The sequence below is a fragment of the Leisingera sp. F5 genome, assembly GCF_001593695.1.
In genome coordinates, this window is record NZ_LUKH01000010.1 from 67131 (window position 1) to 91728 (window position 24598).

General features: G+C 62.5%; 31 protein-coding genes and 1 pseudogene. 12 read left to right on the forward strand and 20 right to left on the reverse strand.

All coding sequences use genetic code 11. The annotated features are described in order from the left end of the window. Positions 1 to 90 precede the first annotated feature (90 nt). The 5 genes from A2I95_RS08910 to def (A2I95_RS08930) form a co-directional block, all read right to left on the reverse strand. Positions 91 to 327: a GlsB/YeaQ/YmgE family stress response membrane protein gene (locus tag A2I95_RS08910; protein ID WP_291729423.1), complete on the reverse strand. Its 237-nt coding sequence runs from the start codon at positions 325 to 327 to the stop codon at positions 91 to 93. Between the two features lie 10 nt (positions 328 to 337). Beyond that, complete coding sequence (locus tag A2I95_RS08915) at positions 338 to 574, reverse strand: hypothetical protein (protein ID WP_291729424.1); 237 nt, start codon at positions 572 to 574, stop codon at positions 338 to 340. A 13-nt stretch (positions 575 to 587) separates the two neighbouring features. After that, positions 588 to 1493: a methionyl-tRNA formyltransferase gene (gene fmt, locus A2I95_RS08920; RefSeq protein WP_291729425.1), complete on the reverse strand. Its 906-nt coding sequence runs from the start codon at positions 1491 to 1493 to the stop codon at positions 588 to 590. A 166-nt stretch (positions 1494 to 1659) separates the two neighbouring features. After that, positions 1660 to 2157, reverse strand: coding sequence for a peptide deformylase (gene def, locus A2I95_RS08925; RefSeq protein WP_291729426.1), 498 nt, complete (start codon positions 2155 to 2157; stop codon positions 1660 to 1662). Between the two features lie 13 nt (positions 2158 to 2170). Further along, positions 2171 to 2689 carry a peptide deformylase gene (gene def / locus A2I95_RS08930; protein WP_291729427.1) on the reverse strand — a complete coding sequence of 173 codons (519 nt, stop codon included), beginning with the start codon at positions 2687 to 2689 and terminating at the stop codon, positions 2171 to 2173. Between the two features lie 110 nt (positions 2690 to 2799). Here def (A2I95_RS08930) and A2I95_RS08935 point away from each other — a divergent pair, with 110 nt between their 5' ends. Both A2I95_RS08935 and A2I95_RS08940 read left to right on the forward strand, forming a co-directional pair. Then, positions 2800 to 3972, forward strand: a complete 1173-nt coding sequence (locus A2I95_RS08935; protein ID WP_291729428.1) for a MalY/PatB family protein — start codon at positions 2800 to 2802, stop codon at positions 3970 to 3972. 2 nt (positions 3973 to 3974) lie between these two features. After that, positions 3975 to 4505, forward strand: a complete 531-nt coding sequence (locus A2I95_RS08940; RefSeq protein WP_291729429.1) for a L,D-transpeptidase family protein — start codon at positions 3975 to 3977, stop codon at positions 4503 to 4505. Positions 4506 to 4514: 9 nt separating this feature from the next. Here A2I95_RS08940 and A2I95_RS08945 read toward each other — a convergent pair whose 3' ends face one another. Continuing rightward, positions 4515 to 4883 carry a hypothetical protein gene (locus A2I95_RS08945; protein ID WP_027257273.1) on the reverse strand — a complete coding sequence of 123 codons (369 nt, stop codon included), beginning with the start codon at positions 4881 to 4883 and terminating at the stop codon, positions 4515 to 4517. A gap of 214 nt (positions 4884 to 5097) precedes the next feature. Here A2I95_RS08945 and A2I95_RS08950 point away from each other — a divergent pair, with 214 nt between their 5' ends. The 4 genes from A2I95_RS08950 (at position 5098) to A2I95_RS08965 (ending at position 9308) form a co-directional block, all read left to right on the forward strand. Next, a complete protein-coding gene (locus A2I95_RS08950) occupies positions 5098 to 6072 on the forward strand; it encodes a glutathione S-transferase family protein (protein ID WP_291729430.1) in 975 nt (324 codons plus the stop codon). 149 nt (positions 6073 to 6221) lie between these two features. Next, positions 6222 to 7184, forward strand: a complete 963-nt coding sequence (locus A2I95_RS08955) for a threonine-phosphate decarboxylase (RefSeq protein WP_291729431.1) — start codon at positions 6222 to 6224, stop codon at positions 7182 to 7184. Then, a complete protein-coding gene (gene cbiB, locus A2I95_RS08960; RefSeq protein WP_291729432.1) occupies positions 7181 to 8092 on the forward strand; it encodes an adenosylcobinamide-phosphate synthase CbiB in 912 nt (303 codons plus the stop codon). Before A2I95_RS08955 ends, cbiB begins: the two co-directional genes overlap by 4 nt. 46 nt (positions 8093 to 8138) lie before the next feature. After that, positions 8139 to 9308, forward strand: coding sequence for a lytic murein transglycosylase (locus A2I95_RS08965; RefSeq protein WP_291729433.1), 1170 nt, complete (start codon positions 8139 to 8141; stop codon positions 9306 to 9308). On the opposite strand, the gene A2I95_RS08970 is transcribed toward A2I95_RS08965, so the two are convergent. From A2I95_RS08970 to A2I95_RS08985, 4 genes are all read right to left on the reverse strand, one after another. Next, positions 9305 to 9649 (reverse strand): hypothetical protein, encoded by a 345-nt coding sequence (locus tag A2I95_RS08970; RefSeq protein WP_291729434.1) that lies wholly within the window; start codon positions 9647 to 9649, stop codon positions 9305 to 9307. The genes A2I95_RS08965 and A2I95_RS08970 overlap by 4 nt on opposite strands. A 70-nt stretch (positions 9650 to 9719) precedes the next feature. Then, complete coding sequence (locus A2I95_RS08975; protein ID WP_291729435.1) at positions 9720 to 10187, reverse strand: YbjN domain-containing protein; 468 nt, start codon at positions 10185 to 10187, stop codon at positions 9720 to 9722. A 59-nt stretch (positions 10188 to 10246) separates the two neighbouring features. Next, positions 10247 to 13702 (reverse strand): AAA family ATPase, encoded by a 3456-nt coding sequence (locus A2I95_RS08980; protein ID WP_291729436.1) that lies wholly within the window; start codon positions 13700 to 13702, stop codon positions 10247 to 10249. Between the two features lie 165 nt (positions 13703 to 13867). Next, positions 13868 to 15076: a PLP-dependent aminotransferase family protein gene (locus tag A2I95_RS08985; protein ID WP_291729437.1), complete on the reverse strand. Its 1209-nt coding sequence runs from the start codon at positions 15074 to 15076 to the stop codon at positions 13868 to 13870. 157 nt (positions 15077 to 15233) lie between these two features. Here A2I95_RS08985 and A2I95_RS08990 point away from each other — a divergent pair, with 157 nt between their 5' ends. Together A2I95_RS08990 and A2I95_RS08995 are read left to right on the forward strand one after the other, a co-directional pair. Continuing rightward, positions 15234 to 16004: a FadR/GntR family transcriptional regulator gene (locus tag A2I95_RS08990; RefSeq protein ID WP_291729438.1), complete on the forward strand. Its 771-nt coding sequence runs from the start codon at positions 15234 to 15236 to the stop codon at positions 16002 to 16004. Next, complete coding sequence (locus tag A2I95_RS08995) at positions 16001 to 16417, forward strand: VOC family protein (RefSeq protein WP_291729439.1); 417 nt, start codon at positions 16001 to 16003, stop codon at positions 16415 to 16417. The genes A2I95_RS08990 and A2I95_RS08995 overlap by 4 nt, the downstream gene beginning before the upstream one ends. 114 nt (positions 16418 to 16531) lie before the next feature. On the opposite strand, the gene A2I95_RS09000 is transcribed toward A2I95_RS08995, so the two are convergent. The 6 genes from A2I95_RS09000 to A2I95_RS09025 form a co-directional block, all read right to left on the reverse strand. Then, positions 16532 to 17089, reverse strand: coding sequence for a F0F1 ATP synthase subunit B (locus A2I95_RS09000; RefSeq protein ID WP_291729440.1), 558 nt, complete (start codon positions 17087 to 17089; stop codon positions 16532 to 16534). A 4-nt stretch (positions 17090 to 17093) separates the two neighbouring features. Continuing rightward, on the reverse strand, positions 17094 to 17642 hold the full coding sequence (locus A2I95_RS09005; RefSeq protein ID WP_291729441.1) for a F0F1 ATP synthase subunit B': 549 nt from the start codon (positions 17640 to 17642) through the stop codon (positions 17094 to 17096). Positions 17643 to 17731: 89 nt separating this feature from the next. Then, a complete protein-coding gene (locus A2I95_RS09010) occupies positions 17732 to 17968 on the reverse strand; it encodes a F0F1 ATP synthase subunit C (RefSeq protein ID WP_008205040.1) in 237 nt (78 codons plus the stop codon). Positions 17969 to 18053: 85 nt separating this feature from the next. Then, positions 18054 to 18854: a F0F1 ATP synthase subunit A gene (locus A2I95_RS09015; protein ID WP_291729442.1), complete on the reverse strand. Its 801-nt coding sequence runs from the start codon at positions 18852 to 18854 to the stop codon at positions 18054 to 18056. A gap of 40 nt (positions 18855 to 18894) precedes the next feature. Then, positions 18895 to 19230 carry an AtpZ/AtpI family protein gene (locus A2I95_RS09020; protein WP_291729443.1) on the reverse strand — a complete coding sequence of 112 codons (336 nt, stop codon included), beginning with the start codon at positions 19228 to 19230 and terminating at the stop codon, positions 18895 to 18897. A gap of 204 nt (positions 19231 to 19434) precedes the next feature. Beyond that, positions 19435 to 20331, reverse strand: a complete 897-nt coding sequence (locus A2I95_RS09025; protein ID WP_291729444.1) for a DMT family transporter — start codon at positions 20329 to 20331, stop codon at positions 19435 to 19437. A gap of 83 nt (positions 20332 to 20414) precedes the next feature. Between A2I95_RS09025 and A2I95_RS09030 the strand changes: the two genes are divergently transcribed. Beyond that, positions 20415 to 20759 (forward strand): helix-turn-helix transcriptional regulator, encoded by a 345-nt coding sequence (locus tag A2I95_RS09030; protein ID WP_291729445.1) that lies wholly within the window; start codon positions 20415 to 20417, stop codon positions 20757 to 20759. On the opposite strand, the gene A2I95_RS09035 is transcribed toward A2I95_RS09030, so the two are convergent. From A2I95_RS09035 to A2I95_RS09045, 3 genes are all read right to left on the reverse strand, one after another. Next, complete coding sequence (locus tag A2I95_RS09035; protein ID WP_291729446.1) at positions 20756 to 21166, reverse strand: universal stress protein; 411 nt, start codon at positions 21164 to 21166, stop codon at positions 20756 to 20758. The two genes, A2I95_RS09030 and A2I95_RS09035, sit on opposite strands and share 4 nt — an antisense overlap. Positions 21167 to 21281: 115 nt before the next feature. Beyond that, positions 21282 to 22178 carry a DMT family transporter gene (locus A2I95_RS09040; RefSeq protein WP_291729447.1) on the reverse strand — a complete coding sequence of 299 codons (897 nt, stop codon included), beginning with the start codon at positions 22176 to 22178 and terminating at the stop codon, positions 21282 to 21284. Continuing rightward, positions 22175 to 23053 carry a LysR family transcriptional regulator gene (locus A2I95_RS09045; protein WP_291729448.1) on the reverse strand — a complete coding sequence of 293 codons (879 nt, stop codon included), beginning with the start codon at positions 23051 to 23053 and terminating at the stop codon, positions 22175 to 22177. Before A2I95_RS09045 ends, A2I95_RS09040 begins: the two co-directional genes overlap by 4 nt. 124 nt (positions 23054 to 23177) lie before the next feature. Between A2I95_RS09045 and A2I95_RS09050 the strand changes: the two genes are divergently transcribed. The 3 genes and pseudogenes from A2I95_RS09050 to A2I95_RS09060 all read left to right on the forward strand — a co-directional run. After that, complete coding sequence (locus A2I95_RS09050; RefSeq protein ID WP_291729449.1) at positions 23178 to 23759, forward strand: NAD(P)H-dependent oxidoreductase; 582 nt, start codon at positions 23178 to 23180, stop codon at positions 23757 to 23759. Positions 23760 to 23884: 125 nt separating this feature from the next. Further along, positions 23885 to 24142 (forward strand): hypothetical protein, encoded by a 258-nt coding sequence (locus A2I95_RS09055; protein WP_291729450.1) that lies wholly within the window; start codon positions 23885 to 23887, stop codon positions 24140 to 24142. A 60-nt stretch (positions 24143 to 24202) separates the two neighbouring features. Continuing rightward, positions 24203 to 24349 (forward strand): annotated as a pseudogene (locus tag A2I95_RS09060) (Asp/Glu racemase); the annotation flags it as partial. Between the two features lie 76 nt (positions 24350 to 24425). Here the strand turns inward: A2I95_RS09060 and A2I95_RS09065 are convergent. Continuing rightward, positions 24426 to 24590: a hypothetical protein gene (locus A2I95_RS09065; protein ID WP_291729461.1), complete on the reverse strand. Its 165-nt coding sequence runs from the start codon at positions 24588 to 24590 to the stop codon at positions 24426 to 24428. Positions 24591 to 24598: the final 8 nt, after the last annotated feature.

Below are 24598 nucleotides of genomic sequence, written 5' to 3' on the forward strand. Positions count from 1 at the left end.
GCGGTTGAGATATTGTATTCATTCAGCGGCCCGGTGCAGCAGAAATCGCGCGCTCCCCCCTCGGCTGTGGCCTGCGTACCTCAGCCAGGATTACTTGCCCAGGTACCGCTGCCAGAGCCAGATCAGCACCAAAGCGCCTAATACCGCGCCGACAAAACCCGCCATGAACCCCATGACCGCCAACAGGGCGCGCAGCACCAGCCCGCCGACCAACGCCCCGGCCATGCCGATACAGACCGTGGTGATGATATCGGTTTCCAGCCGCATCAGCCGGGTCGCAAGGAAACCTGCCGCAGCGCCGATGATAAGCAAAGCAAGGATGGGCATAGCGATCTCCCTATCTGCGCCAATGGGTCGGCACGATCACCAAGGCCCCGATGGAAGAGGCAATCGCATTCCAGCCCGACGCGCTGAAGCCAATGCCGAACATCAGCCGCACGAAATAGAACAGAAACGCCCCGCCCGTGCAGATGATGATCGATGGCACATAGCCATTGCTGGTAAAGCCGCTTCGTTCAGAAGCGTAGCCGACAATCCCGGCAATCACCACGGTGCCCATCAGGGTCAGGATCATCAAGCGTCTCCGGTTACAGGCGGCTGCCCGTGGGAACCGGGAAACCGCGCAAGAATGCCTCAGGATCCTGCGCGCTTTTGCCGGCCCGTTGCAAGCGCAACAACTGTACCGCGCCGGTGCCGCAGGCAATGGTCAGGTCGTCGTCCAGCACCGCGCCCGGTGCTCCATGACCCTCTGCCAGTCTTGAGGCCAGCAGCTTGACCCGCTGGCCCTCGATTTCGCACCAGGCACCGGGGAAGGGCGACAACCCGCGGATCTTGCGGTCCACCTCTGCCGCCGGGCGGGTCCAGTCTATCCGAGCCTCGCCTTTACCGATCTTTTCGGCGTAGGTGACGCCAGAGTCCGGCTGCACCTCAGGCGTCAGCCCTTCCAGGCGGCTCAGAGCGTCCACGATCAGCGCAGCCCCCATCGCCGAAAGCCGATCATGCAGCTGCGCAGTGGTTTCTTCTGCTCCGATTTCAGTAGCCTCCCGCAGCAGAACCGGGCCGGTGTCCAACCCTGCTTCCATCTGCATGATGCAGATGCCGGTTTCCGCGTCACCTGCCATAATCGCCCGGTGGATCGGCGCCGCCCCGCGCCAGCGCGGCAAGAGGCTCGCGTGGATATTCAGGCAACCGAGCTTGGGCGCATCCAGAATGGTTTGCGGCAGGATCAGCCCGTAGGCGACCACCACCGCTGCATCCGCCTGCAACGCCGCAAAGGCGTCCTGCTCCTCCGCGCCTTTCAACGAGACCGGGTGGCGCACTTCCAGCCCCAGGGCCGCGGCGCGGGCGTGGACGGGTGTGGGGCGGTCCTTCTTGCCGCGGCCTGCAGGCCGGGGCGGCTGGCAGTAGACCGCGGCAATCTCGTGCCCGGCCTCCGCCAGCGCATCCAGCACCGGCACCGAGAAATCAGGCGTTCCCATAAATATGATGCGCATCGGCGTCCCTGTATGCACCCCGGTTGCCTTGCCGCACACACCGACGGGCTTGCCTGAAACAACGCAGGTTCGCGCCCGGTCCCGGGGTGGGCGTTTCGCGCCCGCCCTGGGGGCGGGGCCGGGCGCGAACCGGGCCGCAGGCGGCCCGGGAGTTCAATCGCCAGCCTCAGCCGTTCAGCTTCTTCGCCTTGCGGATCAGCATGTCGCGCTTCACCTTGCTCAGGCGGTCGAAATACATTCTGCCGTTCAGATGATCGATCTGATGCTGCACCGAGGTCGCCTCAATTCCGATGAAATCCTTTCGGTCGACCATTCCTTGCTCGTTGATGAATCGGACGGTCACAGCACGCGGGCGTTTAATCTTGGCCGAAACACCCGGCAGGTTCGGGCTGGCCTCATCGTGTTCACGCAGCTCGATCGAGGAATGCAGGATTTCCGGGTTAGCCAGCTTCACTGCGCGGCCGCGTTCGGTGGAGCCATCCACCACCGCCAGCCGCAGCATCACACCGATCTGATTAGCGGCAAGACCAACGCCCGGCATCGCATCCATAGTATCAACCATGTCGGTCCAGATTTCACGAATCTCGCCGGTGATTTCGCTTACGTCTTCGGCCTTGGTGCGCAGGCGCTTGTCAGGCCAGGGCAGGCAGTTGCGGACAGTCATGTCTGGTGTTTCCTCAGGCGCGGGCGCGTTCGCGCTTCAGCTTCTGCATCTTGCGGGTGATCATCTGGCGCTTCAGCGGCTTCAGGTAATCAATGAACAGCTTGCCGTTCAGGTGGTCGATCTCATGCTGCACGCAGGTCGCCCACAGCCCGTCAAAGGTTTCGCGCTGCGCGTTGCCGTCGCGGTCCATCCATTCGACGTCAACCACCTTGGGCCGGGTTACTTCAGCGTATTGATCCGGGATCGACAGGCAGCCTTCCTCATAAACGTTGGTGTCGTCGGAAGAGGACAGGATTTGCGGATTGAACATCGCCAGCGGACGTGCATCACCGTCTTCTTCCTTGACGCAGTCCAGCACGATAAGCCGCTGCAGGATGCCGATCTGCGGTGCAGCCAGGCCGATGCCCGGCGCAGCATACATGGTTTCCAGCATATCATCCGCCAGCACGCGCAAGTCATCGCTCAGGTCCGGCACGGGCACGCAAACCTTTTTCAGGCGGGGATCGGGATGGATCAGGATCGGTCGTTTCATGCGCTTCATGTATGCGATCAGCCGCTTCATCGCAACGCCCCCTTGCGCATGCCGCTGCAGCGATTAGCTTCGCATGCAAAGTTACAGGCAACGACACGGGAATCCACCACATGAATTTTGACAAAGTCACCGACCGCTGCGGCACCCACAGCTCGAAGTGGGACAAGATGGAGAAGCTGTTCGGCGTCTCCCCGCAAGACGGCTTGGCGATGTGGACAGCGGATTCCGACTACGAGACCGCGCCCTGCGTGATTGAAGCTGTCAAACAAGCCGCGGATCACGGCGTGTTCGGCTATTCCTGGCAGCACCCGGAGTATCTGCAGGCAGTTCAATGGTGGATGAAGACCCGGCACAGCTGGGACATAGAAACTGATTGGGTGATGACCTCGCAGGGTTTGGGCAATGCCATTGCGCTCTGCCTGGATGTCTGGAGCCAGCCGGGCGACGGCGTCGTCATCTTCTCGCCCGTTTACCACGAGTTTGCCCACAAGGTGAACAAGGCCGGGCGCAAGGTGACCGAGTGCCCGCTGGCGCGCGACGGCGGCACTTACAATCTGGACCTAGACGATGCGCAATCGCGCCTGAACGGAACCGAGAAGCTGCTGCTTTGGTGCTCGCCGCAAAACCCTTCGGGCCGGGTCTGGACACCGGAAGAGCTGCGCGAAGTGGCGGACTTCGCCAAACGCAACGATCTGATCCTGGTTTCCGACGAAATCCACCACGACCTGGTCTATCCCGGCAGCACCTTTGTCCCAATGGACGTGGCGGCCCCCGATACACGCGCCTGGACAGTGACGTTGACCGCGCCATCCAAGACCTTCAACATTGCCGGCCAAAGGACCGGCAACATGATCATTCCGGACCCTGAGCTGCGCACCGCGATGCGGCACCGGCAGAACACGCTGGACTATGACCCCAGCGCGCTTGGTGTTGCGATGATCACCGCCGCCTACTCGCCCGAGGGTGCGGAATGGGTCGATGCCCAGATCGCCCATCTGGAGGGCAACAGAAAGCTGTTTGATGAGACCGTGAACGCCCTGCCGGGGCTGAAATCTCTGCCGTTGCAATCGACCTATCTGGCCTGGGTGGATTTCTCCGGCACCGGCATGAGCCGCGAGGAATTCATCAAGCGGCTTCGCGAAGACGCCAAAATCGCCACTTCGCCCGGTGATGGCTTTGGGGCCGGCGGCGAATTCATGGAGCGGTTCAATCTGGCCACCCAGCGCTCCCGTGTCGAAGAAGCCTGCCGCCGCCTGACTGCAGCCTTCTCGGATCTTCAGTAGGTATGAAGCGCCTGTTGCGCCTTTTGGCGCTGGTTGTTCTGACCGGCGCCGCCTGGGCCGCCTGGCAGGCTTTTGCCCCGCGGCCCGAACCACCGCCGCAGGCCGCGGCGGTCGACCGGATCGACCGCATCCTGATCGAGAAATCCGCCCGCCGCCTGACCGCCAGCCGCGGCGGTGAAACGGTGCTGGAATTTCCCATCTCACTAGGGTTCGAACCGGCAGGCGACAAGTTTCAGGAAGGTGACGGCAAAACGCCCGAAGGCACCTTTCTGATCGACCGGCGCAACCCCAACAGTGCCTATCATCTGTCGCTGGGGATCAATTATCCGCAGCCCGAAGACAGGGTGCGGGCCAACGCGGCCGGGGTCAGCCCCGGCGGCGACATCTTCATACATGGACAGCCGAATTCGGTGGGCAATCTGATCACCCTGCCCGGCGACTGGACCGCCGGCTGCATCGCTGTCACCAATGAACAGATGGAAACGCTGTGGCGCCTGGCAGAAATCGGGACGGAGGTTGAAATCCGTCCCTGACCTAGCAGCTCAAATCTTGCCCTGCGACTGGTCGAAGGGGATCAGCCCGGCAGGCGCATCCGGCGACTTGTAGAAATCCAGCGGCGCCCTGTCCGCAGCAGGTGTTGAGCGCTTGAATTCATAGCGCATCTCGCCGCCCTCTTCTTCGCTGGCAACAATCAGGCATTGCGACAGGTGCCGCGCTCCCTCGTAAAGATCGACCAGTCCGCGCAGCATCGGCGCAGTCTCCGCCTCAACCGAAAAACCCGTCTTCCACATCCGCAGAACCGGGACCAGCTCATTGTCCGCCATCACCCGCAAACGGCTTTTCTTGCGCATCCCCTGAAGGCGGGCGGTGTCCAGTGCTTCCTGTACGGCTTTGGGCACATAGGTGTTCATCGTTCCGGCCTTCCAAATGCTTGGGTTTCCTCGGGTCCTTCTTTCAACGGTGCGTCACAAATATATAAAATCAAGTGAACATTTTCGGAAATTTGACGGTCGCGCAATTTTGTTGCTCGTGTGCAGTGGTGCAGAGGCCTTGCGCGCTGCGCTGCATAGGCACCCGGCCTGACCAGGCCTATGGTGCCTGCGCACAGCAGCAGGAGCAAACCCGATGGGCCTTTTGATCGACGGAAAATGGCACGACAAGTGGTATGACACAAAATCCACTGGCGGCGCGTTCAAACGCAGCGAATCGCAGTTCCGCAACTGGATCACCGCTGATGGCAGCGCCGGTCCTTCGGGCGAGGGCGGTTTCCCTGCAGAAAGCGGCCGCTATCACCTATATGTCTCGCTCGCCTGCCCCTGGGCCCACCGCACGCTGATCTTCCGCAAGCTGAAGGGACTGGAGGACCACATCTCCGTTTCCGTTGTGCATCCCGATATGCTGGGCGAAGGCTGGACCTTTGATACAGACGATCAGGGCGCCACCGGTGACACTCTGTTCGGCAGTTCCCATATGCATCAGGTCTACACTCGCGCCGATGCAGGTTATACAGGCCGGGTAACGGTACCGGTGCTGTGGGACAAGGCGCAGGATACCATCGTTTCCAACGAAAGCGCCGAGATCATCCGCATGTTCAATTCGGCCTTCGACGATATCACCGGCAACAGCGATGACTACTGGCCGGAGGAACTGCGCGAGCCGATCGAGGCGGTCAACGCCCGCATTTACAGCACCATCAACAACGGCGTCTACAAATGCGGCTTTGCCACCTCGCAAGAGGCCTATGACACCGCAGTCGAGCCGCTGTTTGAAAGCCTGGACTGGCTGGAGGATCTGCTGTCCCAGCACCGCTACCTGCTGGGAGACCGCGTGACCGAGGCCGATTGGCGGCTGTTCACCACGCTGCTTCGGTTCGATCCAGTCTATCACGTGCATTTCAAATGCAACCGCAAGCGGCTGGCGGACTACCCGAACCTTTGGGCCTACACACGCGAGCTGTATCAATGGCCGGGCGTGGCTGAAACCGTAGGAATGCAGCATATCGTGCGCCACTATTACTACAGCCACGACACCATCAACCCGCACCGGATCATTCCGGTCAACCCGGACATCGACTGGCTGGAACCGCACCGGCGCGGCTGATCTGGCGCCCCCCGGCCCCTGGCAGAACAATTCCTTCCGATGCTCCTAAAATTAGGGAGTTCACGCCTCGCCCCAGTTGCTTTATGAACCGCGGTGTCTGATTTGGCATCCGAACCGTTCGGAGCAACATTCAACCGGTGGCTACCGCGATGCTTGAACTCCCGCTTGACAATGCAACCCCATCCAGGGACCACGGCGGCAACCTCAGCGCTGCCATGGCAGAGTTCGGTGGTATCCGCAGCGATTGGATGGACCTCTCCACCGGCATCAACCCGCACCACTATCCGCTGCCGGACTTCACCGCCGGAGACTGGAGCGCGCTGCCGGACGCCGATGCGCTGGCCGGTCTCGAACTCGCCGCGCGGTCTTTCTGGAACATCCCGGATGAGGCTGCAGTTCTCGCCGCCCCTGGTGCTTCAGCCCTGATCGCAGCCCTGCCAGCACTGGCCGCACCGCGCTGGGTGCAGATCAGCAAACCGACTTACAACGAGCACGCCGCCGCCTTTGAAGCCCGCGGCTGGAAGATTCGCGTGGATGGCCCGGCTGAGGCCCGTGTCGCGGTGCATCCGAATAACCCCGATGGCCGCCTCTGGTGTGAAGAACAACTCACTGCACCGCTCACTATTATCGACGAAAGCTTTTGCGACGTCTGCCCAACCGAGAGCATGATTCGCATGGCCGCCCGGCCCGGCGTGATTGTCCTGAAAAGCTTTGGCAAATTCTGGGGCCTCGCCGGCCTGCGGCTGGGCTTTGCGATTGGCGATCCCAAACTGATCGCCACCCTGTCCACGTGGCAAGGCCCATGGGCCGTCTCCGGCCCGGCCCTGCGCACTGGCGCTCTGGCTCTGCAGGACCACGGTTGGGCCGAAGCCACCCGCACCCGGCTCCGGGCGGATGCGGCGCGGCTGGATGAAATGGTGCTTGCCAAGGACGCCAGCCTGGTGGGCGGCACCGACCTGTTCCGTCTCTACAATGTGAACGATGCCGCGGTCTGGCAGAACAAGCTTGCCCGTTCCTGCATCTGGAGCCGGATCTTCCCCTATTCCAAAACCTATTTGCGCCTCGGCCTGCCGCCCGCTGACGGCTGGGACCGGCTGGAGACGACGCTATGACCACCGCGGCAATGCTGGCGGTTGCCCTCGTGTTGGATGCCGTTTTCGGCGAGCCCAAATGGCTGTGGTCCCGTTTCACCCACCCGGCAGTGCTGATGGGCAAAGCAGTCGGCTTCCTCGACCACACGCTCAACACCGGTCAAAACCGCCGCGGCAAAGGCGTGCTGGCCGCATTGGCACTGGTTCTTTGCGGCTTCATCGCAGGCAAGCTGCTGTCGCTGCCCGGCACGCTGGTGGAAATCCTGGTGGCAGCCATGCTGATCGCCCAGCGGTCGCTGACCGAACATGTTACTGCCGTTGCCAAGGGCCTGCGCAGCAGCCTGGAGGACGGACGCCAAGCGGTGGCCATGATCGTCAGCCGCGACACCGCGGCCATGACGGCGCCGCAAGTAGCCCGCTCCGCCATCGAAAGCGGATCTGAAAACCTGTCCGACGGGGTCATCGCCCCTGCCTTCTGGTTCCTGATTGCCGGGCTGCCGGGCCTGATTGTTTACAAGATGATCAACACCGCCGACAGCATGATCGGCTACCGTAGCGACCGGTACGAGGATTTCGGCTGGGCCGCCGCCCGCCTGGACGACCTGTTGAACCTGATCCCGGCGCGGCTGACCGGGTTGCTGATCGCCCTGTCCAGCGGCCAGTTGCACCACTGGGGCGCAATTTCTGCAGACGCCCGAAAGCACCGGTCGCCCAATGCCGGCTGGCCCGAAGCCGCCATGGCGCGGGCGCTGAACACCGCGCTGGCCGGCCCGCGGTCCTACGACGGGCAGATGCGCGGCTTTCCCTGGGTCCATGCAATTGGTGCCAAAAGCGCCAACGCCGAAACCATCACCCGCTCCGTGACCCTGCTCTGGCAGACCTGGGCGCTTGCTCTGGTCCTGACGGTTGCCATTGCCGCGGTTTTCTAGCACATAAGACCCTGCGGGAGCGGTCAGACTAAGGAGCGCCAGAACCATGCGCCTATTGCCCTTCGTCCTTGCAGCAAGCCTGCTGCCTGCGGCGGCAACTGCCCAGTGCGGCGGCGGCTTTCAGAATTTCGTTAAGCTGATGAAAGACGAGGCCGTGCAGGCCGGGTATGACACCGCCACTGTCAACGCCTTCTTCTCGGGCACCCGCAAGGATGCGGGCGTGCTCAAGGCGGACCGTGCCCAGGGTGTGTTTCAGAAGCCTTTCATCGAGTTCACCCGCCACCTGATCTCGCAAAACCGGATCAAGCGCGGCCGCCAGATGGCGCAAAAACATGATGCCACCTTCCAGCGGATTGAGAACACCTATGGCATCGACCGCGGTGTGCTGCTTGCCTTCTGGGCGTTTGAGACCGACTATGGCGGCTATCAGGGCGATTTCAACACCCGCGATGCGCTGGTCACCCTGGCGCATGATTGCCGACGCCCGGAGCTTTTCCGGCCGCAGGTCTTCTCGGCACTGGAGCTGTTCAGCCAGGGCAATTTCGATCCCAAACGCACAACAGGCGCCTGGGCCGGCGAGATCGGCATGGTTCAGATGCTGCCCGGAGATATTCTGGAACATGGTGTCGATGCAGACGGCGACGGCAAGGTCAGCCTGAAGACTTCGGCCGCCGACGCGCTGATGTCGGGTGCGCGGATGCTGTCCCATTTGGGTTGGAAGCCGGGCCAGCCCTGGCTGCAAGAGATCATCATCCCTCAGGATCTGGATCTGACGCTGACGGGCACTGGACGCAAGAAATCCGTAGCCCAGTGGCGCGCTCTGGGCGTCTCTCCAAGGGACGGCAAACTACCCGATCCCTCCTTGCGCGCTTCGCTTCTGCTACCGCAGGGCCACAGAGGGCCGGCTTTCCTGGCTTACCCCAACTTTGACGTCTACTTTGAGTGGAACCAAAGCTTTACCTATGTCCTTACTGCGGCTTACTTTGCCAACCGGCTGGAAGGCGCAGAGGCCTATAGCGCAGGCCAACCCGAAAACGGGCTGAACGGCACTCAGATGAAACAGCTGCAGCAGATACTACAGGCCCGCGGCCATAACGTTGGGGATATCGACGGCATTCTTGGCGCCCGTACCCGGATTGCAGTGCAAAAGGAACAAGCCCGTCTTGGCCTGCCCGCCGATGCCTGGCCGACGCCGGCGCTGCTGCAGAAGCTTTAACGGATCGGGAACCGCTCGCCCCTTTCGGTGATCAGGATGACCCGGCTTCCATTACGCACATACAGATCACAACGGCCGAATCCGTTGGTGAACTCCACGCAGATGCTGCCGTCTGCGGCAATCCGGTAAGTGCCCCAAGCGGTGCCCCCGCCGTTCTCCACCGAGTAGGTGTAAGCATAGGCGCCATCGCTGCCATACAGCGACTCTCCGCCATCATAAAAGCGAAAGGACCGGCCTGGCAGCGCCTCCAGCTCATTTTGCGCCAGGGCCGTGTCGCCGGGCCGCAGCGGCCAGCCCTCAGCCAGTGCGCTGCTTGCCAACTGGCATAAAAACAGGGGCATGATCCATCTCATGCCCCTACCTTAGCTGTTCACTTGTTAAGCCGGTGTCACGATCCGGTGACAGCTGGATTTACCAGTCGATGAAAGCTTCGAAATCCTGCATTGCGCGGTTCCAGATCCCCACGGCCTGGGCAAAATCATCCGGGCTCATGCCTTTGTTGCCCAGGAACACATCCATTTCGATCCGGGCTGAGCCCTCTTCCGAGACATAGCCGCGGGCAAAGCGGTTTTCATTGTTCCACTCGTTGATCTTGGACAGGCGCACGCTGCCATCTGTCTGATAGCCCGAGAAGAACTGGATGGCTTCGCAGTCTTTGTTGTCGTTGCACCCGTAATAGTAGACCGAGAAATCGTTGCCGTAATATTCGACCTTCAGGTTCGGGTCGCCAACGCTGTCGGTGGTCACTTCAACCTTTGCGCCCTCATCCTTGAAGAAACTGGCAACGCTGTCGCCGGTTTTGGCCACCACGTTCTGGGCAGCCGCGGCTACCGGCATCATCAGCACCGCGGATGCGGCAATTGCTTTGAGCATATCCATTTATCACTCCACCAAAATTAATTCTTACCGGCAGGCGCCGCCAATCCTCACAGCCCGCCTCAAGCCACCATCGCCTCTGCCTTCTTGAGGTCAACTGAAACCAGCTGGCTGACGCCTTTTTCCTGCATGGTGACGCCAAACAGCCGGTCCATTCGCGCCATCGTCACCGCGTGATGGGTGATGATCAGGAAACGGGTGTCGGTCTGACGGCACATCTCGTCCAGCAGGTCGCAGAAGCGGGTGACGTTGGCATCATCCAGCGGCGCATCGACCTCGTCCAGCACACAGATCGGCGCCGGGTTCGACAGGAACACCGCAAAGATCAGCGCCATGGCGGTCAGCGTCTGCTCGCCGCCCGACAGCAGCGACAGGGTCGACAGCTTCTTGCCCGGAGGCTGGCACATGATCTCAAGCCCCGCATCCAGCGGATCGTCGCTCTCGACCATAACCAGATTGGCCTCGCCGCCGCCGAACAGATGGGTGAACAGCATGGCAAAGCTGTTGTTCACCTGCTCAAACGCGGTCAGCAGCCGCTCCCGGCCCTCACGGTTGAGGCTGGCAATACCGTCGCGCAGGGTCTTCACTGCGCCCTCCAGGTCCAGCTTCTCGGCCACCAGCGTGTCATGCTCGTTCTGCACGCCGCGGGCATCTTCCTCCGCGCGCAGGTTGACCGCGCCCAGGGCGTCGCGCTGGCGCTTGCAGCGGTCCACGTCGTGCTCCAGATCATCCGAGGCCGGCATCTCATCCGGCGATACGCCAAGCTTCTCCAGCAGTGCCTGCGGGGTGATCTCCTGCGCTTCGATGATGCGGCCCGCGGCCTGCGTGACTGCCTCCTTGGCTGCGTCGCTGCGCGCCTCAGAGCGGGCGCGTGCTTCGCGTGCCTCAGACGCCAGCCGCTCGCATTCGCGCTCCTTGTGGACCCCCTCGCGCAGTTCGGCTTCGGCTGCAATCAGCGCCTCGGTCGCTGCGGATTTGCGCGCTTCGGCTTCGGAGATTGCCTCGTTCAGCTCGTCCCGCTTCTCAGCGATTTCCGCCGGAACCGCGTTGGCCTCTTCCAACTCCTCCTGCGAGGCCTCGCGGCGCTCAGCCAGCTCCTCGATCCGCGCCTCGGCGCTTTCCAGACGGTGGCGCCAGCCGGACAGTTCCTTCGTCACCTCCTGCGCACGCTTGGTGCGCGCCTCGCCTTCGCGGCGCAGCTCATCATGAGAGGACCGGTGCGTCAGCATGGTGATCCGCGCCGCCTCGACCGATTGCTTGATGTCCTCTACCGCAGTGCGGGCCTGGTCCAGATCGCCCAGATCCCCCAGCGCCTTTTCCGCCTCTTTCAGTTGCAGGCTGGCATTCAGCGCGTCTTCCACGTGGCGGGAGACGGCAATGCCCAAAGTTTCCAGCCTGGCCTCGGCCAGATTGCGGTCCGCCTCGGCCCGGCTCAACGCGCGGGCCGCATCGGCCACACGCTGATCCGCTACCCGGCGGGCCTGGCGGGCATTCTGGTCGGCCAGCGTCACCTCTTCCAGTTTGCGCAACAGCATCTCATGCGCGGCACGGGCGCCGTCGGCCTTGGCACTGACGCGCTCCATCTGCTGTTTCAGCGCTTCCAGCTTGTTCAGCTGCTCCAACCGCAGGGCCGCAGCGCTCGGCGCATCCTCGGCCCAGGCGCGGTAGCCGTCCCAGCGCCACAGGTCGCCCTCGACTGTGACCAGCCGCTGCCCCGGCAACAGCTGCGCCTGCAGGCCCGCCGCCGCATCACCGTCCACCAGTCCGATCTGCGCCACCCGGCGCGAAAGGGCCTCTGGGCCGGAAACAAACAACGCCAGCGGCTGCGCCCCCTCCGGCAACTCCGCATCACGGTCATAGCCCGGTAAAGAGACCCAGCCGGTCGGACCGTCCGCATCCGCCAGCGGCGCACGCAGATCATCCGCCAGCGCCGCGCCCAGGGCCTTCTCATAGCCAGGCGAGACAGTCAGCTCATCCAGTACCTGGCCGCCTTCGGCAGTGTCGCGCTCCACCAGCTTGGCCAGTGCGGTCACCTCGGCTCGCAACGCACCCAGCTCGCCCTCAGCCTCGGAGCGCTGCGAACGCGCCTCTGCCTCGCGGCTCTGGGTTTCGGTGCGCGCCTCGTCCGCTGCTTCCAGCGCCTCCTCCGCCATTTCAGAGGCTTCTCGGGCCTCTTCCTCAGCCGTCACCCCAGCCTCGAATTTCTCCGCAGCCAGTTCCAAAGCGTCCTGCGCTTCGTCCTGAGCACCGCGGGCTTTCTCCGCTTCGCCCTCGGAACGGCCAAGCGCACGCTGGCCATCCTCGACCGCGCGGCGCGCCGACTGGTGCCGGGCGGCCAGACGGGCCACATCCTCGGTCACCTGCGCCAGATGATCCTCGCGCGCCTGCAAGACCGAGCCTGCATCGCGCGCCAGCTCCGCGGCTTCGGCCATCTTGCCGTCATGCCCGTCACCGGCCTTGGACAGCTCGCGCTGCTCCCATTCCAGCCGCTCGATGGTTTCGCCGGCGTCCTTGTTCAACCCCGCCTCGCGCTCGATGTCGTTGCCCAGCTGCACAACACGGCTGCTGAGCCGATCAATGGTCTGGCGCGCCTGCGCCTCCTGGTCGCCCAGCGAGTCGCGCTGGACCACCAGCCGCTGCAGGATGGCCGCCGCGATGGCCTCCTCCTCGCGCAGGGGCGGCAGCTTTTCCTCGAACGTGCCGCGCTGTGCCGCGGCTGCACGCACCAGCGCCTCAGCCTTCGCGGCCTGCTCGACCCGCACCCGCAATTCATCCTCGGAGGTCAGCCGCAACTCATCCGCCTCGCGCCAGCGCCGGTACAGCAGCATACCCTCAGCCAGACGCAGCTTCTCGCCAATCTCGCGGTAGCGCTGCGCCTGCCGCGCCTGTTTGGCCAGCTGCGCCAGCTGTGCCGCCAGTTGCTCGATCACGTCATCGACGCGCAGCAGGTTGGCCTCAGTGTTCTTCAGCTTCAGCTCTGCCTCATGGCGGCGCTGATACAGGCCGGAGATCCCCGCCGCTTCCTCCAAAATACGCCGCCGCGCCTTGGGCTTGGCGTTGATCAGCTCGGCGATCTGCCCCTGCCGCACCAGAGCCGGCGAATGCGCTCCGGTGGAGGCATCGGCAAACAGCATCTGCACATCGCGCGCCCGCACATCCTTGCCGTTGGACTTATAGGCACTGCCCACGTCCCGGGTGATGCGGCGCACGATCTCCAGCCCGTCCGCATCGTTGAATCCCGACGGCGCCAGCCGTTCGGAGTTGTCGATATTCAGGCTCACCTCGGCAAAGTTGCGCGCCGGTCGCGACGACGTGCCGGCAAAGATCACATCCTCCATGCCGCCTCCGCGCATCGCCTTGGCGCGGGTTTCCCCCATCACCCAGCGCAGAGCTTCGAGAAGATTGGATTTGCCGCAACCGTTTGGACCCACAACCCCGGTCAGCCCATCGGCAATGACCAGTTCGGTAGGATCAACAAAGCTTTTGAAGCCGTTCAGCCTGAGCTTGGAAAACCGCAAAGCTGCCCCTTCGTGATTCCGTATCGAGAAAGTTCAGCGGTTCCTATCCTGTGAGTCAACGCTCCGCACCCCCAAATCGGGGTGAATTCGCCTCAATCGCCACCATATCTTGTGGATAACCCGCAGGATCCGGCGGTCTTTTGCCAAGCAGGGCGTGATCAGGCGTCAGGCGGCCCGCAACAGCCGGCCCAAACGGGCAATCCCTTCCTCAATGGCCGTATGATTGGAATTGGAGAAGCTCAACCGGATCGTGTTCTGGCCGCTGCCATCGGCAAAAAACGCCTGGCCGGGGACAAAGGCGACCCGCTCTGTCTCCAGCGAACGGGCCAGCAGCTGCGCTCCGTCCATGCCCTCCGGCAAGGTGACCCAGACAAACATGCCACCCTCAGGCCGGGTCCACTCCACACCCTCCGGCATATGGCCTATCAGCGCCGCCAGCATGACATCGCGGCGGCGCTGGTAGACCGCGTGCAGCTGCGCAACATGTTCGTCAAAACAGGCCTCAGCCACGCCATGCACCGCCATTTGGTTGATCGACGAGGTATGCAGGTCTGCCGCCTGTTTCAGCAGCACCATCTGCCCGATCACCGGCTTTGCCGCCACCGCCCAGCCGATCCGCAGCCCCGGCGACAAGGTCTTGCTGAACGATCCGCAATAGACCGTCCGGCAGTCCTCGATCGAGCCTTTCTGCTGCATTTCCAGCGCCAGCACCGTCGGCACCGGCTCGCCGTCATAGCGCAGCGACTGATAGGCCGCGTCCTCGATGATGGCGCAGTCCAGCGTGTCCGCCAGTTCCAGCAGGCGCAGCCGCCCGGCGCGATCCAGCGTCTCGCCGGTCGGGTTGGCAAAATCCGGTGAGAGATAGGCAAATTTCACCTCACTGCCCGCCCCTGCCGCACATTCGGTATAGCGTTCCGCTGTGCGATTACCCTTCAGCGACAGCCGGTCATAGCGCGGTTCATAGGCGTTGAAGGCCGCCAGCGCCCCCAGATACGTGGGCCAGCCCACCAGCGCGGTGTCGCCCGGCGACAGGAACAGTTTGCCCAGGTAATCCAGCGCCTGCTGAGAGCCGGAGGTGATCAGCACGTTCTCTGCCTCGCAGTCGATGCCGATCTTCGCCATCTCCACCACGATCCACTGGCGCAGCGGCAGAAAGCCCTCGCTGACGGAATACTGCAGCGCCTGCGCCTGCCGCGCCGGCGTCAGCGCATTCTTGAAAGCATCGGCAAACTCATCTGCCGGGAACAGTGCCGGATCGGGGATGCCGCCGGCAAAGGAGATGATGTCCGGTTGATCCAGCAGCTTCAGCAGCTCACGGATTTCCGATGCCTTCATCCGGCTGTTGCGGGTGGCAAAAATCTGATCCAACTGCATGGCTCTCTCCTCATTCAACAACTAGCGTCACGGTAAGAGGCTCCAAATTAAAGTCAATAATACTGACCTATTGTTACAGCCTTCGTGATGCCCTCTGCTCTTGCGGCGACGCGTCCAGCGTGGTCATATAAATTGACCAATCCGCCAGAGCGACCAGATGCCTTTCCAGAAAGTCCAGCCCGAGAAACTCTCCGCCTCCGTCGTCAAGCAGATCGAACAGCTGATCCTGCGCGGCATCCTTTCTCCCGGCGAGCGGCTGCCTGCCGAAAGGGAGCTGGCGGAACGACTCGGCGTCTCCCGCCCTTCCCTGCGCGATGCCATCGGCGAATTGCAGGAACGCGGGCTGCTGGCCTCCAAGGCCGGTTCCGGCGTGTTTGTGGCCGACGTTCTGGGCTCCGCCTTCTCGCCCGCCCTGATCCAGCTCTTCGCCACCCATGATGAGGCGGTGTTCGACTACCTCTCATTCCGCCGCGACATGGAGGGGCTGGCCGCGGAGCGCGCAGCCCGGTTCGGGTCGGACTATGACCTGCAGGTGATCCAGGCGATCTTTGACAAGATGGAGGCAGCCGGCAATCCCGCCGTGTCCGAGGAAGCGGCACAGCTTGATGCCCAGTTCCACTCCGCCATCATGGACGCCAGCCACAACGTGATCATGCTGCACATGATGCGGTCGATGTTCGACCTCCTGCGCGAAGGCGTGTTCTACAACCGCCGCATCATGTTCCAGCAGCACACCACCTATGAGGCGCTGCTGGACCAGCACCGCGCCATCAACGCCGCCCTGCAAGCCCGCGATCCGCAAGGAGCCCGCACCGCGGTCGAGGCGCATCTGGACTACGTGAAACAAGCCCTCACCGACCACCAGCGGGCTGAGCGCAACGCCGAAGTGGCCCGGCAGCGGCTGGAGCATGAGACGGGTAAAGCATGATTGCCTACGTCACAGTAGGCGCAGATGACATCGCCCGTGCCGAGCGGTTTTATTCCTCATTTCTACCTGCCCTTGGTTATGAGCTAAAGGAGGGACCTGAAGGCCTGAGTTACGCACTGCCCGTTGACCTGGGCCAGTCTCCGGTGCTTCCAGACTTTTACGTCAAACCAACCTTCGACGGGCGTCCGGCCTCTGGTGGCAACGGGTCTATGGTTGCTCTTGAAGCGCAAAATCAAGAGCAAGTTCGCAACCTGCACGCTAGCGCCCTTAGCGCAGGCGGTTCGGACGAAGGCCAGCCCGGCTTTCGAACCGCCTATGGGCCGCATTTCTTTGTTGGCTATCTTCGCGACCCGCAAGGCAACAAGATCGCGCTTTTCTCCAGCAACCTAAATGAACCTGGACGCGATGGATAACAGAGACACAAAGGCCTGAACGGAGTACCATGCCCGGCAGGTTCAATACCCCTAAGGCACAAAAAACCCGGCCACTTGGACCGGGTTCTTTTAACTCGTTAGTGTCAACCTGAGCTAGTGCAGCTTGGCGTCCACATCCCCAATGGCAGCATCGATCAGCTTGTTGGCCTCGGCGGCGGTCATCTGCTTGGAGATCACCTGATCCGCAGCGGCAACAGCGATGGTGATCGCCTGATCGCGCACTTCCTTCACAGCCGAAGCTTCCGCCGAGGCGATCTGCTCCTGGGCAGCCGCCAGACGGCGGGTGATGGAGGTTTGCAGATCCGCTTTTGCCTGTTCCGCTGCACGGGCAGCTTCGTCACGGGCGGCAGCGACGATCTGATCAGCCAAGGCCTGAACTTCCTGCTGCTTGCGCTCGTAAGACGCCAGAACTGTCTGGGCCTCTTCACGCAGGGCGCGGGCTTCGTCCAGTTCCTTCTGGATGCCTTCGGCGCGGTTGTCCAGCTGGCCAGCCAGCAGCGACGGCACCTTAGCAAACAGCAGAATGCCGATGAACAGCACAAAGCCGAGGCCCACAACCAGATTGGTGTTGGACAGGTCCATGCCGCCGCCGGCAGCAAGGGCAGGCGAAGCTGCGCCAAAGGTCAGGGTAAGGGCGAGAATATTGCGCATGTCCTTATCCTTTCGTCCGCTCAGCAACTGCCGCGGCAATTGCGTCTGCGTCTGCCGAACCACCCAGCGCTGTTACCAACGCATCTGCGGTATCGGTGGCAACAGCCTTCACGCTTTCCAGTGCGCCGGCCTTGATTTCGGCGATTGCCTTTTCGGATTCAGCGGCCTTGGCAGAGATCTGTTCGTCTGCTTTGGCGATTGCCTCATCCAGCCCGGCCTGAATTTCCGCACGGGTCTCGGCAGCAATGCGCTGCGCTTCCGCACGGGCATCCGCCAGAGCTTTGTTATATGCGTTTTCAGCCTCGACAGCCTTGGCTTTCAGGTCTTCAGCCGCGGCGAGGTCGTTGGTGATGGTCCCCTGACGCTCGGCCAGCACCGCAGCGATGCGGGGCAGCGCGACGCGCGACAGGATGAGGTAGATCACGACCAGGGCGACTGCGAGCCAGAAGATCTGGTTCCCGAAGGTCGAGAAGTCCAGCTGCGGCATGCCCGGAGCAGACCCGTGCGCTGCGTCTGCGGCGCCGTGTGCTGCGTCTTGCGTATTTGATGCCATGTCGTCCTCCTTGGGAACTTGCCGTTACACCGGGCAGTGCAGGTTTAAAGCCGCACTGCCCGGCCGTAAGGAAATAGGTTCCTAAGGTCTTAGACGGCGAACATCAGCAGCAGAGCGACCAGGAACGAGAAGATGCCCAGTGCTTCTGCAAACGCGATGCCGATGAACAGGGTCGCGGTCTGACCAGCTGCTGCCGACGGGTTGCGCAGAGCGCCTGCCAGGAAGTTGCCGGCAACGTGGCCCACACCGATTGCGGCTGCGCCGGAACCGATTGCTGCCAGGCCTGCGCCGATGAACTGACCGAGTTGTGCGATATCGCCTTCCATGAGTATTCTCCTTACGATGGAATGTGGTGATTTAGGGTCTGGGTGAACCGCCAGGCTCACCCGGTAAACTTTCCGGATCCTGGCCTTAGTGGCTCGGGTGCAGTGCATCCTTCAGGTACACGCAGGTCAGGATGGTAAAGACATAGGCCTGGATGAAGGCCACCAGAACTTCGAGTGCGTAGACTGCGGTGATCGCAAAGATCGGCAGGAAGCTGAACATGCCCAGTGCTGCGGCAAAGCCTGCGAACACTTTCAGAACCGCGTGGCCGGCCATCACGTTGCCGGCCAGACGAATGCTGTGGCTGACGGGGCGGACGAAATAGGAAATCAGTTCGATAACGGCCAGGACCGGGCGGAGCGCCAACGGCGCGCTCGACACCCAGAACAGGCCCAGGAAACCGGCGCCGTTCTTGACAAAACCGACGATGGTCACGGTGAAGAACACCAGCGCTGCCAGAACCGCGGTCACTGCGATGTGCGAGGTGGTGGTGAAGGAGCCGGGGATCAGGCCCAGAAAGTTGGCCATCACGATGAACATGAACAGGGTCATGATGTAGGGGAAGAACTTGACGCCGTCCTTGCCGGCCACGTCCTCAACCATCTTGTAGATAAAGCCATAGGCCAGTTCCGCAACCGACTGGGCGCGGCCCGGCACGATGGCGCGGCGCGAGGAGCCCATGACCAGCAGTGCGAACACCGCGGCAACTGCCAGCGCCATCCACAGAGTCACGTTGGTCGGAGTGTACCAGGAGATGTGATCGCCAAACAGTGCTGCCACGTTGAACTGATCCATCGGGTGGATCGCCAGCTTTGACTCCGCCGGGGCGAAAATCAGGCCGGACACCAGTACCAGCGCCAGCGCTGCATAAAAGAAAATTTTGCCCATCGGTCCGCTTCTCCTGTCGCCGGCATTTGATCCCGTCGGATCAGTCCCGGTCTTGCGCATTTTTTTCGGCCTCTTCGGCCAGTTTCTCTTTCTGGATCTCTTGCGCGGTGCGAAGCATCGTCTTCACCCCGGCCGCCAGGCCCAGCATAATAAACAGCACCATGAAGATGGGCAGGGTTCCAAACAGATGGTCCAGCCCGTATCCGATGCCAAAGCCGATCGCGAGACCGGCCACCAATTCGATCACCATCCGCCAGGCCTGATTGGCCAAGGAATAGTGCTCATCCGCGCGCGGCTTGGGCTGTTGTGCCTTACGCGCCGCTGCCAGCTTCTCCTCCAGCTGCGCCATGCGCTGCTTTTGGTCGTCGTCCGTCACGGGCGCCATCCTCACGCGAATTCCTATGCAGGGTGCTAAGGCCACTGGAGTTAGGAGTCAATTACATGGATTGAAGATTTAGATTACGTTCAAGATTTTGTTTTTACTGTATATATTTCCACACACCACACATCGCGCTGCTCTGTCGCAACCGCCGTCAGTGCCAAACTGCGCCGGAATCCATATTCAACCAAAAGGTTGATTTTAGCGAATGGGCGTTTTTGCCATCCGCCAGCGCACAATCCGCCCGTCGATCAGCAACAATCCCAGCAGGATCGCTGCCATGCCCCACAGATGCTCTGCCAGCAGCTGCTCCTTCAAGACGAAGGTCCCCAGGAACAGCGCCGAGACCGGCGCAATCAGCGTCGGCAGGGTGATGTTGGTCGGCCCCACCTTGGGCAGCACCCAGTAAAACGCGATGAAGGCGGCCGAGGTCAGCACAAAGCCGATCACAAACAGCGACGCCCAGGTCTCAGCCCGCGTGATCACCGGCACGCCTTCGCTCCAGATGGCCAGCGGCGCAATCGCCGCGGTGGCCCCGGTCAGCGCAATCGCGACCAGTACAACAGGTTCCATGTCCCTAAAGCTGCGCGCGATATTGACCGAAAAGGCATAACACAACGGCGCGCACAGGGTGATCAGAACCGCCCAGATCTCTGACGATTGACCGCTCTCCAGCAGTGGCAGCGACAGCAGCACGATACCAAGGAACCCGCAGACCACCCCTAACGACTTCAGCCCGGTTGCGCGCTCGCCACCAGACCAGAAGTGCGACACAACCACCGCCAGCGCCGGCGTGGTCGCATTGACGATACCAGCAACACCGCTGGCGATATGCTGCTGGCCCAGCGCATAAAAGGCAAACGGCCCCGCATAGCTAAGCACACCAAAGCCGAACAAGGCCAGCCAACGCCCGGGATCGGCCGGCACCCGTTTGCGCGCCGCCAGCACATAGATCCAACAGCCCAGCGCGCCAAACCCCACCCGCCCCATCGACACCGACAGCGGTCCCAGCTCGCGCAGCAGGATTGCGTTGAACATGAACGACATGCCCCAGCCGATGCCGAGAACGAAAATCACCAGCCAGTATTTCAGTGCCATGCCCTGTCCCTCCGCGCAGAGGCGCCACCATGACGGCTCAGGACAGATTGTCAAACCTGCAGGCGGTGGATAGGAATGGAGCCATGAGCGACACCCTCGACACTGTCTTTGCGGCCCTGGCCGACCCGACCCGCCGGGCAATCCTCACCATGCTGCTTGAGGACGACATGGCAGTGACCGATGTGGCGGAACCGTTCGAGATGTCGCTGGCGGCGATTTCCAAGCACTTGGCCATCCTGACCCGCGCAGGCCTGATCGCGCAGGAAAAGCATGGCCGGGTCAAATGGTGCAAGCTGCAACCCGATGCCCTGCGCGCTGCCTCGGTCTGGATGCAAGGCTTCGGTCAGTTTGAACCGGTCAACCTGGATGCCTTTGAACGCTTCCTGGAGGCCGAGCACCTGTCCGAGGACGCGCAGCCGGACGGCTAGCGCACCACAAACACCGACACTTCGGAATGCAGCACCAGATGGCTGGCGTGGGACGAAAACACATAGTCCAGAATCCCGGGCATATGGGTGCCCATCACAACCAGGTCCACCTCCAGCTCTTTTGCGGTCCGGGGCAGGATGGAGTCGATCTCTGACCCGACGTCCACAGAATAGACCGGCAGCCCCTCAACCCTTGCACCGGTCTGCGCCGCCATCCTGCTTGCCAGATCCGCCAGCTCTTCACCAGACGGCCCTACCGTATGCCCGCGCTTGACCTGTTGATCCGTCACATGCACCAGCGTCACGCGCGAGCTGTGATTTTTGGCAAAATCCGCCGCCACATCCAGGGCTTTTTTGACCGTTGGGGGCAAGTGCAGATCAACGGGCACCATGATATGCTTGAACATTATTCCCTCCTCTGTCCGAAGAGTCCCTCAGGACCAGTATAGCGGAAAACAAGGAAATTGCGTTGACCTGCCGCAAGCGTCGGGCAAGGGCCGCCGGAGGGCACGCCCACTGCGGTCAGGCCGGAACCCGCTCCCGGGCCCCTTCCAGCAGCATCGCCAGCGCCACCACCGACATGGCCACGCCGATCAGAACAAGCCCCGGCGGCGCGCCGCGGCCCAGCCCGATCTCCCACAGGATCACCCAGCTGGGGGTCAGGTAAGTATAAGCCATCACCTTGGCCGAGGGCAGCCGCATCGCTGCATATTGCAGCAGCACAAAGGTGGCTGAGCTGGCGCAGACCGCCAGATAGAACAGACCGATCCACACGATAACGGGCAGCTGAGCCCAATCGGTGGCCAGAATGTCCTGCCAGCCAAAGGCTGCCAGCAGCGCACCGCCTGCCAGCAGCATCCCGAAGGTAAACACCACCGCAGGCTCGCCCCGGTTCAGTTTGCGCACCATCGGCGTGTAGATGGCGTGCAGCACACAGCCCCAGAAATAGATGACCTCGCCCTGTCCGATCTGGAACGCTGCCAGCGCGCCAAGGTCGCCGCGCACGATCACCCAGACCGCACCCGCCGCGCCAATCGCCAGGGCCAGCGCCATCCAGCGGGTGGTCACCTGCCGCAGCAGCAGCCAGCCAAACCCAGCGCTCATCACCGGCACCAGCGTGAACACTGCCGCTGCGCTGACCGGCGCCGCCGTCTGCAGCCCGTAGAACATCAGCACAAAATAGCCGCCGAACAGCCCGCCCAGCACCGCAAACCGCCACGGCGCCCGGAAGTGCGCCCGCTGCAGCCCGGTGGTGGCCAGTGCCGCCACACCGATCACCACAGCAGCGATACCAAACCGCGCCGCATTCAAGGCCGCCGGCGCAATCTCGTTGGCCACCATCACGCCCAGCGAGAAGGATCCCGCCACCAGCGCCGAAAACAACAGCATCGCCAGATGCCCGCGCAGCGCCTCGCTCACAGTTGCCAGCCCTTTACCTGTTCCTTGAGGAACGTCAGGAACGCCTGCACCTTGGTGGTCCGGTGCAGATCCACATGGGTCACTAGCCACAATGTGCCTTCCCAGTCTTCCTGCGGCGGCATCATCTCCACCAGATCCGGTTGCCGCCGCGCCTCCCAGGCCGCCATGAAGCCGATCCCCGCGCCGCTTTTTACCGCCGACTTCAGGGTAAAGCCATCGGTACAGCGAAAGGCGATTGCCTCAGCCGGCGCGTTGGCCCGCAACCAGCGCGAAAACGGTGCCCGGCTGGTCTCATCGTCCTGACCGACAAACCGGTGATTGGGAATATCCTCGACCCCCTTCAGCATTCCGTATTCTTCGGCATAAGCCTTAGAGGCATAAAGCCCGATCTGCTGGTTCATGAAGGGCTGCACCACATTGTCCGGCTGATCCGGAGCATTGCCCGCGCGGATCGCCACATGCGCCTCGCCGTACTCCAGACGGAACAGCCGGTCGCCGGTCAGGTAACGGATTATCAGCCCCGGATGCATATCCTGGAACAGCTTCAACGCAGGCACCATCATCGGTGCAAAGGATGCCAGCGAGGTCACAACCAGCTCGCCCGAGACATCATCACCCTGTCCCTTCAGTCGCCCGACCAGCTGGCTGAACTGATCGTCTGTGGCCTGTGCCACTCGCAGCAGGTCCTGACCGGATTCCGTCGGCGTATAGCCGCGGGCATGGCGCTGAAACAGCTTGACACCCAGCCGCGCCTCGATCGCATCAATATGCCGGATCACCGTGGCATGATGCACGCCCAGCACCTCGGCAGCACCACTGACCGTGCCCATGCGGGCCACTTGATAGGCGGTGCGGACTTCGTCCCAATTATCCATGGCAGCCTCCTTGCCGGCGGAATAGCGCTTTACAAAAACGCACAACTCATGTGTTCAAAGCAGCGTTGCGTTCGAAAATGCAATAACCCAAATTCCTGTCAGCAACAAGCACAGGAATACCGAAATGACCCGTACCATCCTCCATATCGACTCTTCCGCCCGCACCGACGGCTCCGTCTCCCGCGATCTCTCCGCGCAGATCACCAGCCGCCTTGGCGCCTCCCATGTGATCCGCCGCGATCTGGCTGCGCCGCTGCCGCAGCTGGACGGCGCCTGGGTCGGGGCCAACTTCACCCCGGCAGACCAGCGCAGCGACGAACAGAAGCAGCTGCTCGCTCTTTCCGACTCGCTGGTGGAGGAACTCAAGCAAGCCGATACCATCGTGATCGGCACGCCGATCTACAACTTCTCGGTCCCTTCCACGCTCAAGGCCTGGATCGATCTGGTGGCCCGCGTAGGTGTTACCTTCCGCTATGAGGAAACCGGCCCCGTCGGCCTCTTGGAAGGCAAGCGCGCCATCATTGCGGTGGCCTCCGGCGGCACCCAGGCAGGCTCTGACATCGATTTTGCCACCACCTATCTGCGCCACGTGCTGGGCTTCATCGGCATCACCGAGGTTGAAATCGTGGCCGCCGACGCCCTGATGGTCGACGCTGACAGTGCCCTGGCCAAGGCGAAAACCCAGATCGACGCGCTGGCGGCCTGACTCCCAGCTCCGCCCAGCGCACTTGCCGTCAGCCGCATCCCGGCTGGCGGCATTTTAACGTTTGGCAGCCTGCACGGATCTGTGCAACGCTGGCCGCAGCACCTTCGCAAGGCACAAGCATTTCCATGAAGAAGATCGGCATCCTCGGCGGATTCGGCTGGGCCTCCACTCTCGATTACTACCGCGCCATCTGCGAAGGCGCCGGAGCGTTCTTTGCAGCCCGCGGCGCAGGTTCTCCGATGCCGGTGCCGCCGGTCACCATCGAATCCGTGGTGCAGGCACAGACCCGCGCCTTGCGTGGCCGTCCGAGGGAAGAGGCCAGCTGGGCCGCCTTTGACGCCATCTTCCGCGACGCCATGCTGACCCTGGAACGCGCGGGCTGAGATTTCGCCCTGATCGCCTCCAACACGCCGCACGCCTGGCTGCATGCGATCCGCGACGGGGTGATGATGCCGATCCCTGGCATCTTTGACGCCACCGCCAAGGCCGCCGTGCAGACCGGCGCGGAAACCGCGCTGGTGCTCGGGACCGCCGTCACCATGCAGGCCCGCAATTATGCCGATGTCCTTGCCGGACACGGGATCAGTGCCAACCGCACCCTGCCGGGCGCCGAAATCGCCGAAATGCACTCGATGATCGACGAGGATTTTCACGGCGGCGCATCAGTCACTGCCCAGCCCCCCCCTGCTGCAGCTCTGCCAGAAACACGCCCGGCCCGGCGACGCCATTATGCTGGCCTGCATCGAGCTGCCGCTGGCCTTTCCCGATCACATCGACGACGTCAATTTCGAGGCCGGCGGCTTCCTGTTCGTGAACCCCTCTGCCGCCCATGTGGCCGC

Excerpts from the sequence above, each read along its gene's own strand:
- A2I95_RS08945 (WP_027257273.1), bottom strand. The coding sequence starts at position 4,883 with ATGAACACCTATGTGCCCAAAGCCGTACAGGAAGCACTGGACACCGCC.
- A2I95_RS08950 (WP_291729430.1), top strand. The coding sequence starts at position 5,098 with ATGGGCCTTTTGATCGACGGAAAATGGCACGACAAGTGGTATGACACA.
- A2I95_RS09005 (WP_291729441.1), bottom strand. The coding sequence starts at position 17,642 with ATGGCATCAAATACGCAAGACGCAGCACACGGCGCCGCAGACGCAGCG.
- A2I95_RS08975 (WP_291729435.1), bottom strand. The coding sequence starts at position 10,187 with ATGGATATGCTCAAAGCAATTGCCGCATCCGCGGTGCTGATGATGCCG.
- A2I95_RS09065 (WP_291729461.1), bottom strand. The coding sequence starts at position 24,590 with ATGGGCGGCAGAGGGGTTCACGAACAGGAAGCCGCCGGCCTCGAAATT.
- A2I95_RS08935 (WP_291729428.1), top strand. The coding sequence starts at position 2,800 with ATGAATTTTGACAAAGTCACCGACCGCTGCGGCACCCACAGCTCGAAG.
- def (WP_291729426.1), bottom strand. The coding sequence starts at position 2,157 with ATGACTGTCCGCAACTGCCTGCCCTGGCCTGACAAGCGCCTGCGCACC.
- fmt (WP_291729425.1), bottom strand. The coding sequence starts at position 1,493 with ATGCGCATCATATTTATGGGAACGCCTGATTTCTCGGTGCCGGTGCTG.
- A2I95_RS08970 (WP_291729434.1), bottom strand. The coding sequence starts at position 9,649 with ATGCCCCTGTTTTTATGCCAGTTGGCAAGCAGCGCACTGGCTGAGGGC.
- A2I95_RS08915 (WP_291729424.1), bottom strand. The coding sequence starts at position 574 with ATGATCCTGACCCTGATGGGCACCGTGGTGATTGCCGGGATTGTCGGC.
- def (WP_291729427.1), bottom strand. The coding sequence starts at position 2,689 with ATGAAACGACCGATCCTGATCCATCCCGATCCCCGCCTGAAAAAGGTT.
- A2I95_RS08995 (WP_291729439.1), top strand. The coding sequence starts at position 16,001 with ATGATTGCCTACGTCACAGTAGGCGCAGATGACATCGCCCGTGCCGAG.
- A2I95_RS09050 (WP_291729449.1), top strand. The coding sequence starts at position 23,178 with ATGACCCGTACCATCCTCCATATCGACTCTTCCGCCCGCACCGACGGC.
- A2I95_RS08955 (WP_291729431.1), top strand. The coding sequence starts at position 6,222 with ATGCTTGAACTCCCGCTTGACAATGCAACCCCATCCAGGGACCACGGC.
- A2I95_RS09015 (WP_291729442.1), bottom strand. The coding sequence starts at position 18,854 with ATGGGCAAAATTTTCTTTTATGCAGCGCTGGCGCTGGTACTGGTGTCC.
- A2I95_RS09025 (WP_291729444.1), bottom strand. The coding sequence starts at position 20,331 with ATGGCACTGAAATACTGGCTGGTGATTTTCGTTCTCGGCATCGGCTGG.
- cbiB (WP_291729432.1), top strand. The coding sequence starts at position 7,181 with ATGACCACCGCGGCAATGCTGGCGGTTGCCCTCGTGTTGGATGCCGTT.
- A2I95_RS09030 (WP_291729445.1), top strand. The coding sequence starts at position 20,415 with ATGAGCGACACCCTCGACACTGTCTTTGCGGCCCTGGCCGACCCGACC.
- A2I95_RS09035 (WP_291729446.1), bottom strand. The coding sequence starts at position 21,166 with ATGTTCAAGCATATCATGGTGCCCGTTGATCTGCACTTGCCCCCAACG.
- A2I95_RS08965 (WP_291729433.1), top strand. The coding sequence starts at position 8,139 with ATGCGCCTATTGCCCTTCGTCCTTGCAGCAAGCCTGCTGCCTGCGGCG.
- A2I95_RS08985 (WP_291729437.1), bottom strand. The coding sequence starts at position 15,076 with ATGCAGTTGGATCAGATTTTTGCCACCCGCAACAGCCGGATGAAGGCA.
- A2I95_RS08990 (WP_291729438.1), top strand. The coding sequence starts at position 15,234 with ATGCCTTTCCAGAAAGTCCAGCCCGAGAAACTCTCCGCCTCCGTCGTC.
- A2I95_RS09010 (WP_008205040.1), bottom strand. The coding sequence starts at position 17,968 with ATGGAAGGCGATATCGCACAACTCGGTCAGTTCATCGGCGCAGGCCTG.
- A2I95_RS09045 (WP_291729448.1), bottom strand. The coding sequence starts at position 23,053 with ATGGATAATTGGGACGAAGTCCGCACCGCCTATCAAGTGGCCCGCATG.
- A2I95_RS08940 (WP_291729429.1), top strand. The coding sequence starts at position 3,975 with ATGAAGCGCCTGTTGCGCCTTTTGGCGCTGGTTGTTCTGACCGGCGCC.
- A2I95_RS09055 (WP_291729450.1), top strand. The coding sequence starts at position 23,885 with ATGAAGAAGATCGGCATCCTCGGCGGATTCGGCTGGGCCTCCACTCTC.
- A2I95_RS08910 (WP_291729423.1), bottom strand. The coding sequence starts at position 327 with ATGCCCATCCTTGCTTTGCTTATCATCGGCGCTGCGGCAGGTTTCCTT.
- A2I95_RS09000 (WP_291729440.1), bottom strand. The coding sequence starts at position 17,089 with ATGCGCAATATTCTCGCCCTTACCCTGACCTTTGGCGCAGCTTCGCCT.